Annotated in this window: 11 protein-coding genes; 6 read left to right on the plus strand and 5 right to left on the minus strand. The window is 69.7% G+C overall.

All coding sequences use genetic code 11. From position 1 onward, the window contains the following. The 4 genes from NVS89_RS16830 to NVS89_RS16845 all read right to left on the minus strand — a co-directional run bounded on the left by NVS89_RS16830 (window position 1) and on the right by NVS89_RS16845 (window position 5,255). Window positions 1-1,632, minus strand: coding sequence for a (2,3-dihydroxybenzoyl)adenylate synthase (locus NVS89_RS16830; RefSeq protein ID WP_258733929.1), 1,632 nt, complete (start codon window positions 1,630-1,632; stop codon window positions 1-3). Then, window positions 1,629-2,840: an isochorismate synthase gene (locus tag NVS89_RS16835; RefSeq protein ID WP_258733930.1), complete on the minus strand. Its 1,212-nt coding sequence runs from the start codon at window positions 2,838-2,840 to the stop codon at window positions 1,629-1,631. The genes NVS89_RS16830 and NVS89_RS16835 overlap by 4 nt, the downstream gene beginning before the upstream one ends. A gap of 74 nt (window positions 2,841-2,914) precedes the next feature. Further along, the gene (locus tag NVS89_RS16840) at window positions 2,915-4,060 is read right to left on the minus strand and encodes a YncE family protein (RefSeq protein WP_258733931.1); all 1,146 of its coding nucleotides are present in this window, start codon (window positions 4,058-4,060) and stop codon (window positions 2,915-2,917) included. 58 nt (window positions 4,061-4,118) lie between these two features. Then, entirely contained in the window at window positions 4,119-5,255 is a 1,137-nt protein-coding gene (locus NVS89_RS16845; protein WP_258733932.1) for an ABC transporter substrate-binding protein, read from the minus strand. A 395-nt stretch (window positions 5,256-5,650) separates the two neighbouring features. On the opposite strand from NVS89_RS16845, the gene NVS89_RS16850 reads away from it, so the two are divergent. From NVS89_RS16850 to NVS89_RS16875, 6 genes are all read left to right on the plus strand, one after another. Continuing rightward, window positions 5,651-6,973 carry a UDP-glucose dehydrogenase family protein gene (locus NVS89_RS16850; protein WP_258733933.1) on the plus strand — a complete coding sequence of 441 codons (1,323 nt, stop codon included), beginning with the start codon at window positions 5,651-5,653 and terminating at the stop codon, window positions 6,971-6,973. A 163-nt stretch (window positions 6,974-7,136) separates the two neighbouring features. After that, the gene (locus tag NVS89_RS16855; RefSeq protein WP_258733934.1) at window positions 7,137-7,895 is read left to right on the plus strand and encodes a GyrI-like domain-containing protein; all 759 of its coding nucleotides are present in this window, start codon (window positions 7,137-7,139) and stop codon (window positions 7,893-7,895) included. A gap of 65 nt (window positions 7,896-7,960) precedes the next feature. Further along, complete coding sequence (rlmN, locus tag NVS89_RS16860) at window positions 7,961-9,232, plus strand: dual-specificity RNA methyltransferase RlmN (protein WP_258733935.1); 1,272 nt, start codon at window positions 7,961-7,963, stop codon at window positions 9,230-9,232. A gap of 46 nt (window positions 9,233-9,278) precedes the next feature. Further along, window positions 9,279-9,668, plus strand: coding sequence for a VOC family protein (locus tag NVS89_RS16865; protein ID WP_258733936.1), 390 nt, complete (start codon window positions 9,279-9,281; stop codon window positions 9,666-9,668). A gap of 5 nt (window positions 9,669-9,673) precedes the next feature. Further along, window positions 9,674-10,300 carry a hypothetical protein gene (locus NVS89_RS16870; RefSeq protein ID WP_258733937.1) on the plus strand — a complete coding sequence of 209 codons (627 nt, stop codon included), beginning with the start codon at window positions 9,674-9,676 and terminating at the stop codon, window positions 10,298-10,300. Between the two features lie 129 nt (window positions 10,301-10,429). Next, entirely contained in the window at window positions 10,430-11,659 is a 1,230-nt protein-coding gene (locus NVS89_RS16875; RefSeq protein ID WP_258733938.1) for an argininosuccinate synthase, read from the plus strand. Window positions 11,660-11,756: 97 nt separating this feature from the next. On the opposite strand, the gene NVS89_RS16880 is transcribed toward NVS89_RS16875, so the two are convergent. Next, window positions 11,757-12,257 (minus strand): pyridoxamine 5'-phosphate oxidase family protein, encoded by a 501-nt coding sequence (locus tag NVS89_RS16880; RefSeq protein WP_258733939.1) that lies wholly within the window; start codon window positions 12,255-12,257, stop codon window positions 11,757-11,759. Window positions 12,258-12,269: the final 12 nt, after the last annotated feature.

Below are 12,269 nucleotides of genomic sequence, written 5' to 3' on the forward strand. Positions count from 1 at the left end.
TCAGCCCTCCGCCCCGGCGCTCTCGAGGAAGCGGCGGCGCAGGCTGGCGCGCAGCTCCTTGCGCGAGACCTTGCCGACCGCCGTGGTCTCGAAGGCGTCGACGAACACGATCTGGTCCGGCACCTTGAAGTCGGCGAGGCCGCGCGCGCGCACCCACGCCTTCAGCGCCGCCGCCTTCGGCTTCTCCCCGTCCGGGATCACGAAGGCGCAGGAACGCTCGCCCAGATACTCATCCGGCAGCGACACCACGGCGGCGTCGAACACGCCCGGATGCGAGAGCAGGTGGTCCTCGATCTCCTCGGCCGAGATCTTCTCGCCGGCGCGGTTGATGTGGTCGGTCGCCCGGCCCTGCACCGCGAGGTAGCCCTCGGGCGTGCGCAGCACCACGTCGCCGGTGCGGTAGAAGCCGTCGGCGGTGAAGGAGCGCGCATTGGCGCCGTCATTGTTGTGGTAGCCGCGGATCGTGTAGGGCCCGCGCGTGAGCAGGTTGCCCGGCTCGCCCTCGGGCACCGGATCGCCGGCGTCGTCGAGAATCAGCACCTCGTCGTCCGGGCTGATCGGCCGGCCCTGGGTGGAGACGATGATCTCCTCCGGGTCGTCGAGGCGGGTGTAGTTCACCAGCCCCTCGGCCATGCCGAACACCTGCTGCAGCGTGCAGCCGAGCGTCGGGCGCACGCGCCGCGCGGCTTCCGGCATGAACTTGGCGCCGCCGACCTGGAGCACCTCGAGCGAGGACAGGTCGTGCTGGGTCCTGCCCGCCGCCTGCAGCCACAGCAGGGCGAGCGGCGGCACGAGGCCGGTGATCGTCACCTTCTCGCGGGCGATCAGCTCGAAGGCGACCTCGGGACTCGGCGAGGGGCTCATCACCACCTTCGAGCCGGCATGGAGCGCGCCGAACACGCCGGGCGAACTCATGGGGAAATTATGCGCGACCGGCAGCGCGGCGAGATAGACGCTTTCGGGTGTCAGCCCGCAGATCTCGGCGCTGGCGCGGAAGGAATAGATGTAGTCGTCATGGGTGCGCGGGATCAGCTTGGAAAGCCCGGTCGAGCCGCCCGAAATCTGCAGGAAGGCGACCTCTGACGGGTCCGGGTCCGCCGGCAGCTTTTCCGCCGCCCCTTCGGGCAGCGCGTCGAGTGCGGTGAAGGGACCCGCCTCGCCGACCACGACCACATGCGCGATTTCCGGCACCTCGCGGCACACCTCCTGCGCGAGGGGGCGATAGTCGAAGCCGTCATGGCGCTCGGCGATGATGTAGCCGCGCGCCTCGGCGGTGCGGGCGAAATGCACGATCTCGACGCTGCGATGGGCCGGCAGCGCATAGACCGGGATCATCCGCGCCCGGAACAGCGCGAACACCACCGACAGGAATTCGGGAATATTGGGAAGCTGCACCACCACCCGGTCGCCGGGCGCGAGGCCGAGCGCGAGCAGCCCGCCGGCGATGCGCTCCGCGTGCCGCTCCAGCTCGGCATAGGTCCAGCGCTGGTCGGCGCCGACGACGGCGAGGTGGTCGGCAAAGCGCACCGCGCGCTCGCGCAGCATGGCCGGGAAGGTCTCGCCGCGCCAATAGCCCCGGGCGCGGTAGCGTTCGGCGAATTCCGCCGGCCAGACCTGGGAAAGAGGCTTCACTCCATATCCTCCGCCGGCACGTCCTCCTCGCCGACGCCGAGCGCGCGAAGCAGCGCGGCGAACTTGGCCGAGGTCTCCTCGCCCTCCGCGACCGGGTCGGAACCGGGCACGATGCCGGCACCGGCATAGAGCCTCGCCTGCCCGCCCTCGATCTCGGCGCAGCGAATGGCGACGTGCCAGGCGCCGTCGCCCGCCTCGTCGCACCAGCCGACTGCACCGGCATAGAAGCCGCGGTCGTAGCCTTCGAGCTCGGCGATGAGCTTTGCCGCCGCTTCGCGCGGCGTGCCGCACACCGCCGGGGTGGGGTGCAGCCGCGTGGCGAGCTCCACCGAGGAGACCGACGGGTCGCGCAGCCGCCCCACGATGCGGGTGCCGAGATGCCACATGGTCGCCGTCGAGGTCAAACTCGTGCCGTCCGGCGTACCGAGCTCGGCGCAATAGGGCGCGAGCTGGTCGAGGATAGCGGTGACGACCTCGCGGTGCTCGCGCCGGTCCTTGTCGGAGGCGGAGAGCGCCTCGGCCGCTGCGCGGTCCTCGCCCGCATCCGGCGAGCGGCGGGCGGAGCCGGCGAGCGGGCGCGAGAGCACCTGCGTGCCCTGCCGCGACACGAGAAGCTCGGGCGTGGCGCCGACCAGCGCGCGCGCATGGCCGGCCTCGCGCTCCGGCAGCGGCACGCAATAGGCCGTCACCAGCGGGTCCTCGGCGAGCGCGCGCAGCACGTGCGAGGTCTCGATCGGCCGGTCGCAGGCGAGGCGCAGGCTGCGCGAGAGCACCACCTTGCGCAGCCCCTCGTCGCCGCGCTCGAGCCGGCGCAGCGCCTCGGCCACGGCGGCGCGGTAGGCGGCGAGCGAAGGTTCGGCATGCGCCGTCCAGCGGCGCGGCGCACCCGATGCCGGGTGGGCGGATGCGGGGCGCACGAGCGCCGGCGGGGGAAAGGCGGCGGCGAAGCAGGCGCGGCTGCCGCTGCGCGCGACCTCGGCCGGCTGGAACAGATGGGCGGGCGCGCCGGCATCGAAGGGCAGCGCGCCGAGCACGAGGCGCGGCCCCTCCGGCCGCGCGGCCAGAAGCGCGCGCACGCGCGCCTCCAGCGGCGCGGTACCCGGCGCCACGACGCCGAGGCTTCCCTTCCCGACGACGGTCTCGCGGTCCGACACCAGCGCGAAGGGCAAGGCAGGGGCGAACGCCGCCTGCTCTCCGGCATCGCGCATACGCGTCGCTCCTTGAGATCGGGCTGTCATCGGGCGGGGAGTCATCGGGAAGGTCCGCTCCTGGCGCTAGCCGATCAGGGCTTGATCAGCGACACGGTGTCGCCGAAGGGGTCGACCATGGGCACGCGCGGCCCGCGCGGACCACCCGCCGGCGGCCCGTCCGCCGCCGCACCCTTCTCGGCGCCGGCCGGCGGCGCGGGCGGACGGGGGCGCATCGGCGCCTTCAGCTTGTTGGTGACATAGGCATTGCCGGTCGCGGTATCGATCGCCACGGTCTGCGGCATCGATCCGGTGACGACGTTGGCAATCGGCTCCAGCGTCTTGGTGTCGACCAGCGTGACATAGCCGCCCTGCCGGTTGGCGACGTAGAGCACGCTGCGCTCGGGGTCGATGGCGAGGCTGAGCGGGCCGTTGCCGGTCGCGATGGTCTTGATCAGCGAGCCGTCCTTGGCGTCGAGCACGGTCACGTCGTCCGAGCCCATATTGGCGACGAACACCTGATCGCCGCTGGCGTCATAGGCGAGGTTGATCGAGCCCTTGCCGCCCGAGGGGAAGGACTTAACCTGCTTGTTGGTGGCGAGGTCGACGACGATGACCTCGTTGCCCTCCAGCGCCGAGAGGAACAGCCGCTTGCCCTTGGCATCGAGCGAGATGCCGGTGACGGCGCCGGGCAGGTCGCCGATCGTGTCGACGATCTTGTTGGTGGCGCCGTCGATGACCCACACCGCGCTCGGCTTGCCGCGCATGCCGGTAATGGTGGCGTAGACGCGGTTCGCCGCTTCGTCGACGGCGACCTCGCGCACATGCGCCTTCTCGCCGGAGCTGATCTTGGCGACGATCTTGCCGGTGGCGAGATCGACCGCCGCCACGCTGCCGTCGCGCGTCTGGGTGCCGTAGAGCGTCCTGGTCGCGTTGTTGATGCCGAGGCCGTAGACCGGGTCGTCGCCGAACGCGATCGTCTCCTTGGTCTCCAGCGTCTTGGGATCGAGCGCGATGACGCTGGTGTCGGTGGCCCCGCGGGTGCCGGCGGCGGCGACGTAGACGCGGTTCATCGGCGCGCTGAACACCGCCTCGTAGAGGCCGGCGGCCGGCTGGACCGAGGTGACGAACTGCGGCTCGGCCGAGGCGATGCCCGTGAGGGCGACGACGGCAAGCGTCGCGAGGGCGGCGGACCCGAGCAGGCGCGGGCGGTACCGGGCGGAAATCGCGTCGATCAGCATGGCGTTTCTCCGTTGAAGGGGATCGGGAGTGCTCGCAGGCCCCGGCGACCGGCGAGCATCAATCGAGGTCGACCCAGTTCGGGCCCTCGACCGGCACGGCAAGGAAGCGCTCGTTCACTTCCCGCACGGTTTCGTCCACGTCGAGGTCCTTGAAGCGTTCCGGGTGGATCCACTTGGCCAGGATCTCGACGGTGAAAATATCGAGCGGCGAGTTCAGCATCTGGTGCGACAGGCCGTGGACCCGGTGGTCGCGCACAGCCGCCAGCCCGGAAAAGCCCGGGCGCGAGACGACCCGCGCCAGCGTCTCGCGCGCCTTCGCGGCCGTGTATTCCGGTCCGATCAGGAGCCCCGCCGTGCCTTCCATGTGGCTGCCGCCGGTGGCGATGTAGACCTGCGGGTCCTGGGAGATGACGTATTCGAGGTTGAGCTTGCCGAAGGCGCGCGGGATCACCGCCGCGCCGATATTGGTGCCGCCATCGGCCTCGATGATGTCGCCGACATTGCCCTTGCCGGGCGAATTGCAGCAGTCCGAGGTCATCGCCGCGTGCGGCTCGAGGAAGACGCGCGGGCGCTCGTCGGGCTTGAGGTCGGCGAGCTTCGCCTTCACCGCGTCGAGCCGGGCCCGGCGGAAGGCGAGGAACGCTTCGGCCTGCGCCTCGCGCCCGGTGGCGGCGGCGAGCAGGCGAAGGCTGGGCTCCAGATTGGCGAGCGGATGGGTGAAGAAGTCGATCACCACGACGGGGATGCCGGCGGCCTCGATGCGCGAGCGCTGCTCCTCGGTGGGCTGGGAGCCGAGCGAGAACACGGCAAGGTCCGGCCGCGCCGCGATCACCTGCTCGACCGACAGGCTGCCCGCCGAGCTCGCCACCCGCGCCAGCTTGTCGATGGCGGGGAACTTCTTCTCATAGGCCGCGTAGGTGGCCTTGCCGATGCGGTTGATGTCGTGCGGCCACGCCGCCAGCACGCTCACCGGGTCCGGATTAATCAGCGCCAGCGCGATGAGATAGCGTCCGTCGTCGATCAGCAGCCGGTGGGCGGGCGCATCGAGATGCACCTCGCGGCCGGTGACGTCCTTCAGCGTGACGTCGGCGAAGGCCGGGCCGATGCCCGCCAGCACCGCGGCAACGACAGCCGCCCGCATGAGCGCGCCGGCGGTCAGGACAGCACGCAGGTTGAGCGGGAAGTTGATGCGCATGAGCTGGAACGAATGACCGAAGGACAGGTTCGACTAGGCCGTCGCGTGGGGTAATCGTCCCACAACCCCCGTATGTCAACTAAACATTTGGTAACTCACTGTTTTTAATTAGTCTAATGTAGGGAAATAGCCTCGCCGGAGGCCCCTATACTTTACTTTACGTAATATTCCTTGCGGGCCCACGTCGCCTAGCCGTTGACCTCCCCCGCGCGGCCTTCCGTTCCGCTGCTCGCGGCATGGCGCAGCGGCCCCGGCATTCACAGGATTGTCGCAGTGCGGGAAAAAGGATGCGGAGGGCGAGAGCAGCCTCGCTGCACCTGCGCGGATTTGATAAGCAAAGGTATCTCTGTCTCACCCGCCGATTGCGGCAAATCTATAATGGGGTTGGGTTTCGCATGCGCGTTGCGATGATTGGTACCGGCTATGTCGGCCTCGTTTCGGGGACCTGCTTCTCCGATTTCGGTCATGAAGTGACGTGTATCGACAAGGATGCCGACAAGATCGAGCGCCTGAAACGCGGCGAGATACCCATCTTCGAGCCCGGCCTCGACGATCTGGTGCGGCGCAACGTGGAAGCCTCCCGCCTCCATTTCGATACCGACCTGACCCAGGCCGTGCGCGAGGCGGACGTCGTGTTCATCGCCGTCGGAACGCCCTCGCGCCGGGGCGACGGCCATGCCGACCTGTCCTATGTCCAGGCGGCGGCGCGCGAGATCGCGCGGGCGGCCGAGGGCTTCACCGTCGTCGTCACCAAGTCGACCGTGCCGGTGGGCACCGGCAGCGATCTCGAGCACATCATCCACGAGGCCGCGCCGGGCGCCGACATCGCCGTTGTCTCGAACCCGGAGTTCCTGCGCGAAGGCGCCGCCATCGAGGACTTCAAGCGCCCGGACCGGGTGGTGATCGGCACCACCGATCCGCGCGCCCGCGAGGTGATGGCCGCGCTCTACCGCCCGCTCTCGCTCAACGCCGCGCCGATCCTGTTCACCGAGCGCAACACGGCAGAGCTGATCAAATATGCCAGCAACGCCTTCCTCGCCATGAAGATCACCTTCATCAACGAGATGGCCGACCTGTGCGAGAAGGTCGGCGGCAATGTGCAGGAGGTCGCGCGCGGCATCGGCCTCGACGGGCGTATCGGCCCGAAGTTCCTGCATGCCGGCCCTGGCTATGGCGGCTCCTGCTTTCCCAAGGATACGCTGGCGCTGACGCGCACGGCGCAGGAGGCGGGCACGCCGATCCGCCTCATCGAGACCGTCACCACGGTGAACGAGACCCGCAAGTCCGCCATGGCGCGCAAGGTGCTCGCCGCGCTCGACGTGCCGCCGCGCGAGGCCACGGTCGCGGTGCTCGGCCTCACCTTCAAGCCCAACACCGACGACATGCGCGACAGCCCGGCGATCAACATCGTGCAGTCGCTGCTCGACCGCGGCGTCAAGGTGCGCGCCTACGATCCCGTGGGGATGCACGAGGCCCGCAAGGTGCTGCCCGGCGGGGTGGTCTATGCTGAGGGCGCCTATGAATGCGCCGAAGGCGCGGACTGCCTCGTCATCATCACCGAGTGGGACGCGTTCCGCGCCCTCGATCTCGACCGCCTGAAGACGCTGCTGAAGAGCCCCACCGTCGTCGACCTGCGCAACATCTACCCGCCGCAGGACCTGGTCGGGCGCGGCTTCAAATATGTCGGCATCGGCCGGGGGACGCCCGCGACGCCCTGACGGACTCGACCCGCCCCGTCCCTCCCTTGGCCGGCGCGTGGCGGGCGGGCCACGACGGGCCACGATCGCGCGAGCGGTCCGGGGTGGGACCGAACGCCCGTCGCGGGCCGCCGCCGTCGGTGCTAGAACAGACGCCAGCCTTTGCGCTGCCCGCGGTGACCCGATGTCGATGATACCTCCGCCCGTCCGCCTGTTGCTGGCCCGGCTCGCGCTGCTGCCGGTCCTGCTGGCCCCCGCGCTGCCGCTTCACGCGCAGGCGCCGGACGCGCCACCGGGCGATGCCGGCTCCATGGCGCAGCCCGATGAAGGCGCGGCCGATACGGGCGCGACCGACAAGGGCACGGCCGACAAGGGCGCGGACGCGCCGACCGGCGGCAGCATGGTCGCCCCGCCGGTCGTCGATCCCAAGGCGGTGGAGACTCAGGCGGTGCCGCTCGGCGGAGATCCCCTGAAGCGGCCGGACAGCTTCGGCGACCTCGCCATGATGCAGCCGGTGCCGGTGCTGGCGAAGCAGGGCTACAGCGACTGGGACGAGGGGTTCGACACCATCGTCGCGACGCTGAAGCAGATCTATGCCGAGATGGACCGGCTGAAGCTGAAGCCGAGCGGCGCCGCCTTCATCCTCTACACCAGCACCGACGATAACGGCTTCCGCTTCGAGGCCGAGGTCCCCTTCACCGGTGCCACCACCGAGAAGCCGAAGGAAGGCTTCGACTTCTCCGCCTCGCCCGCCGGCAAGGCGCTGCGCTTCACCCATCGCGGGCCCTACGACGCGATGGACCCGACCTACGAGCAGATCGCCAACCTGCTCGACGCCAAGGACCTCGAGGCGCAGGACCTCTATATCGAGGAATACCGCTCCGACCCGCGCACCACCTCGCAGGACGACCTCGTCATCGACATCTGGGTGCCGCTGAAGTAACGCGCATTCGCCTCGCGCGCCGGCCTGTGCTATGAGGCGCGCAAACACGCATCTTCGACAAAGCGATGAACCTGATCGATACCACAGCGGCCGAGGCCGCCGGGGCGGGCGCGGCCATTGCCCCCAAGCCCGATGTCCCCAAGGCCGACGCCCCCACGCCCGGCGTCCCGGCGAAGGACACCCGTCGCTCGCTCGCCGGGCTCGACCGAGCCGGCCTTGCCGAGGCGCTGGGCGAGATCGGCGTGGCCGAGCGCGAGCGGCGCATGCGCGTCGCCCAGCTCTGGCACTGGATCTATCTGCGCGGCGTCACCTCGTTCGACGAGATGACCAATGTCGGCAAGGGCCTGCGCGAGAAGCTCGGCGCCGCCTTCACCCTCGACCGGCCGGAGGTCGTGGTCGAGCAGGTGTCGAATGACGGCACCCGCAAATGGCTGCTGCGCCTGCCGCCGGACATCGCGGGCGACAGGCCGCACGACGTGGAGATGGTCTACATCCCCGAGAGCGACCGCGGCACGCTGTGCGTCTCCTCGCAGGTCGGCTGCACCCTGAACTGCTCCTTCTGCCACACCGGCACGCAGCGTCTTGTGCGCAACCTCACGGCGGCCGAGATCGTCGCCCAGGTGATGGTCGCGCGGGACCGGCTCGGGGACTATCCGGGCCGCGAGCGCGCCACCGGCCCCGGCCTGCCGACCGAGGGCGACCGGCTGGTCACCAACATCGTGTTCATGGGCATGGGCGAGCCGCTCTACGCCTATGATTCGGTGGCGAAGGCGATCGAGATCCTGGCCGACGGCGAAGGCCTCGGTATCGGCAAGCGCCGCATCACCGTCTCGACCTCGGGCGTGGTGCCGGAGATCGAGAAGCTCGGCCGCGAGGTCGGCCCGATGCTCGCCATCTCGCTGCACGCGGTGCGCGACGAGCTGCGCGACGAACTGGTGCCGATCAACAAGAAGTACCCGCTCAAGGCGCTGCTCGAGGCCTGCCGCACCTATCCGGCGGCGTCGAACGCCAAGCGCATCACCTTCGAATACGTGATGCTGAAGGGCGTGAACGACAGCCCGGCCGACGCCAAGGCGCTGGTGCGCCTGCTCGCCGGCATTCCCGCCAAGATCAACCTGATCCCGTTCAACCCGTGGCCGGGCACGAAATACGAGTGCTCGGACTGGGAGACGATCGAGGCGTTCTCGGACATCGTGTTCCGCGCCGGCTATTCGAGCCCGGTGCGCACGCCGCGCGGGCGCGACATCCTCGCCGCCTGCGGCCAGCTCAAGAGCGAGACCGAAAAGCTCTCCGCCCGCGAGCGGCTGGCGCTGCGCGCCATGGCGGCGGCCGAGTAGCGAACGCGATGAGCCGGGCGAGATCGCCGGGCGGAGGGAGTGTGCGATGCTGGACCATGTCGGATTTCCCGTCGCCGATTTCGAGCGCTCGCGCGCCTTCTATGAGGCGGCGCTGGCGCCGCTCGGCGTCAGCATCGTCATGGAGGTGACGCCCGACCAGACCGGCGGGGACGCCCATGCCGGCTTCGGCGTCGGCGGCAAGCCGTTCTTCTGGATCGGCACCGGCGGCGCGCTCACCGGCGGGCGGGTTCATGTCGCCTTCGCGGCCGACGATCGCGAGGCGGTCGACGCCTTCTACGCCGCCGCGCTGGCCGCCGAGGGGCGCGACAACGGCCCGCCGGGCCTGCGCCCGCAATACCACCCGACCTATTACGGCGCCTTCGTACTCGACCCCGACGGGCACAATGTCGAGGCCGTCTGCCACAGGCAGGTGTGAGCGCGATGGACAATCTTCTGCGCCTGCTGCTTCGCGTGCTCCTGGTGCCGCTCGGCATCGTCGTCGGGATGATCGCGACCATGGTTGTCATCATGGTCGGCTACTGGCGGATCGGCGACCTGCTCTCCGGTGCGGTGGCCGTGCATGCCCCGGCCCTGTTCGACGCGCTGGCGGCGGCGAGCTTCGCGCTGATGGCGGTGATGCTCGCCATGTGGGCGGTCGCGGCCATCGGCATCCTGTTCGCCGAGATGTTCGCCATCCGCTCCTGGATCTTCCACGCCGCCAATGGCGCGGTCTCGGCGCTGGTGGCGGCGGCGCTGTTCTCGCCCTATTCGGACACGCCGGTCCCCTTCGACGACGGCACGCTCTACATACTCGGCGGCGGCCTCGCGGGCGGGCTCGCCTACTGGCTGGTGGCGGGATGGACCGCCGGCTTCTGGAAACCGCTCGGCACGCCGCCCCCCGCCGCCCCACCCGGGCCGCCGGCCGCCGAGCCGAACCCTCCCGCGCCGCCCGCCCCGCCGGCTCATGCGCTGCCCGCGCCGGCCCCCACGCCCGCACCGACGCCCACGCTTCCGCGCGCGACGTTGCCGATGCCCGACACCCTGCCCACGCGCCCGCCCGCGCCCTGACGGGCGGACGCGTCTGACGGTTGCGGGCTTGCACCGCGCCGCGCCATGCCTATAGTCCGCGCGCTTTCAGGCCCGGGCGCCTGCGGCCGGAGACGGCCTCGGCCCCCTCTCTCTCGTGCGGAACGGAACATGACTGGCGACGTCAAGCGGGTGGTACTTGCCTATTCGGGCGGTCTCGACACTTCGGTGATCCTCAAATGGCTGCAGACCACCTATGGCTGCGAGGTGGTGACCTTCACCGCCGACCTCGGCCAGGGCGAGGAGCTGGAGCCGGCGCGCAAGAAGGCCGAGATGCTCGGCATCAAGCCCGAGCACATCTTCATCGAGGACGTGCGCGAGGAGTTCGTCTCCGACTACGTGTTCCCGATGTTCCGCGCCAACGCGGTCTATGAGGGGCAGTACCTGCTCGGCACCTCGATCGCCCGCCCGCTGATCGCCAAGAAGCAGATCGAGATCGCCCGCAAAGTCGGCGCCGACGCCGTCTCCCACGGCGCCACCGGCAAGGGCAACGACCAGGTGCGCTTCGAGCTGAGCTATTACGCGCTCGAGCCGGACATCAAGATCATCGCGCCGTGGCGCGAATGGAACCTCGCCTCCCGCACCAGGCTGCTGGAGTTCGCCGAGAGCCACCAGATCCCGATCGCCAAGGACAAGCGCGGCGAGGCGCCGTTCTCGGTCGACGCGAACCTGCTGCACTCCTCGTCCGAGGGCAAGGTGCTCGAGGACCCGGCGCAGGAAGCGCCCGAGATGGTCTATATGCGCACCATCTCGCCCGAGGACGCGCCCGACAAGGCGACCTACATCACCATCGATTTCGAGAAGGGCGACCCGGTCGCCATCGACGGCGAGAAGATGTCGCCGGCGACCCTGCTCACGAAGCTCAACGCGCTCGGCAGGGAGAACGGCATCGGCCGGCTCGACCTGGTCGAGAACCGCTTCGTCGGCATGAAATCGCGCGGCGTCTACGAGACCCCCGGCGGCACCATCCTGCTGGTGGCCCATCGCGGCATCGAGAGCATCACGCTCGACCGCGGCGCGGCGCATCTCAAGGACGAGATCATGCCGCGCTATGCCGAGCTGATCTATAATGGCTTCTGGTTCTCGCCCGAGCGCGAGATGCTGCAGGCGCTGATCGACAAGAGCCAGGAACTGGTAACCGGCCAGGTGCGGGTGAAGCTCTACAAGGGCAATGTCGACGTCGTCGGCCGCGAGAGCCCCTATTCGCTCTACAACCAGGACCTCGTGACCTTCGAGGAAGGCGCGGTCGCCTACGACCACCGCGACGCGCAGGGCTTCATCAAGCTCAACGCGCTGCGCCTGCGCACCCTCGCCAACCGCAACAAGCTGACCGGCGGCTGATCCCTCCTCGCCGCGCGCAAGGATCACACAACGATAAAGGGCGGCCCCGCAGCGGGGCCGCCCTTCGTCGTGCCGGGCCGGAGCGCGCAAGGGCGCGTCAGTCCAGCGGCACCTTGCGGTTCTCGCCGAGGTCCGGCTTGCGGCCGGCCATGCGCGCGCTCACCAGCTTGAGCGCGACCAGCGCGCCATTGGCCGGGCCGTCCCAATATTCCGCGTTCTCGGGCACGAAACGCAGCACCTCGATATTCGGGTCGTTCCTGCCCTGCTCGGGCCAGTAGGCCGCGGCGCCCTCGCTCCACAGATCGTCGATCTTGCGCCGATCCTGCACGACCTCGGTCTCGCCGGTGACGGACAGGAAGTCGCGCCCGGACTTGTCGACGAAGACCAGCGCCGACTGCGGTTCGCGCTGGAGCTCCTCGTCCTTGTGGCCGCGCCGGTCGGACAGGAACCAGACGCAGCCCTCCTCGCGCGCGGTGATCGCGTGCATCGGCCGGGCGCGCAGGGTGAGCCCCTGCTTCGAGACCAGCATGCAGGTGCGGATGTCGTCCATCATGCCCCAGACGTGATCGACGGCCTTTTCCGTGCTCATCGTGTCCATGAGAAGCCTCCT

It is taken from the genome of Ancylobacter mangrovi, from assembly GCF_024752355.1.
Lineage (GTDB): Bacteria > Pseudomonadota > Alphaproteobacteria > Rhizobiales > Xanthobacteraceae > Ancylobacter > Ancylobacter mangrovi.

Bases quoted from the DNA above. Each gene is read 5' to 3' on its own strand.
- NVS89_RS16855 (WP_258733934.1), top strand. From the start codon at position 7,137: ATGTCGATGATACCTCCGCCCGTCCGCCTGTTGCTGGCCCGGCTCGCG.
- NVS89_RS16840 (WP_258733931.1), bottom strand. From the start codon at position 4,060: ATGCTGATCGACGCGATTTCCGCCCGGTACCGCCCGCGCCTGCTCGGG.
- NVS89_RS16835 (WP_258733930.1), bottom strand. From the start codon at position 2,840: ATGCGCGATGCCGGAGAGCAGGCGGCGTTCGCCCCTGCCTTGCCCTTC.
- NVS89_RS16845 (WP_258733932.1), bottom strand. From the start codon at position 5,255: ATGCGCATCAACTTCCCGCTCAACCTGCGTGCTGTCCTGACCGCCGGC.
- NVS89_RS16875 (WP_258733938.1), top strand. From the start codon at position 10,430: ATGACTGGCGACGTCAAGCGGGTGGTACTTGCCTATTCGGGCGGTCTC.
- NVS89_RS16865 (WP_258733936.1), top strand. From the start codon at position 9,279: ATGCTGGACCATGTCGGATTTCCCGTCGCCGATTTCGAGCGCTCGCGC.
- NVS89_RS16850 (WP_258733933.1), top strand. From the start codon at position 5,651: ATGCGCGTTGCGATGATTGGTACCGGCTATGTCGGCCTCGTTTCGGGG.
- rlmN (WP_258733935.1), top strand. From the start codon at position 7,961: ATGAACCTGATCGATACCACAGCGGCCGAGGCCGCCGGGGCGGGCGCG.
- NVS89_RS16870 (WP_258733937.1), top strand. From the start codon at position 9,674: ATGGACAATCTTCTGCGCCTGCTGCTTCGCGTGCTCCTGGTGCCGCTC.
- NVS89_RS16880 (WP_258733939.1), bottom strand. From the start codon at position 12,257: ATGGACACGATGAGCACGGAAAAGGCCGTCGATCACGTCTGGGGCATG.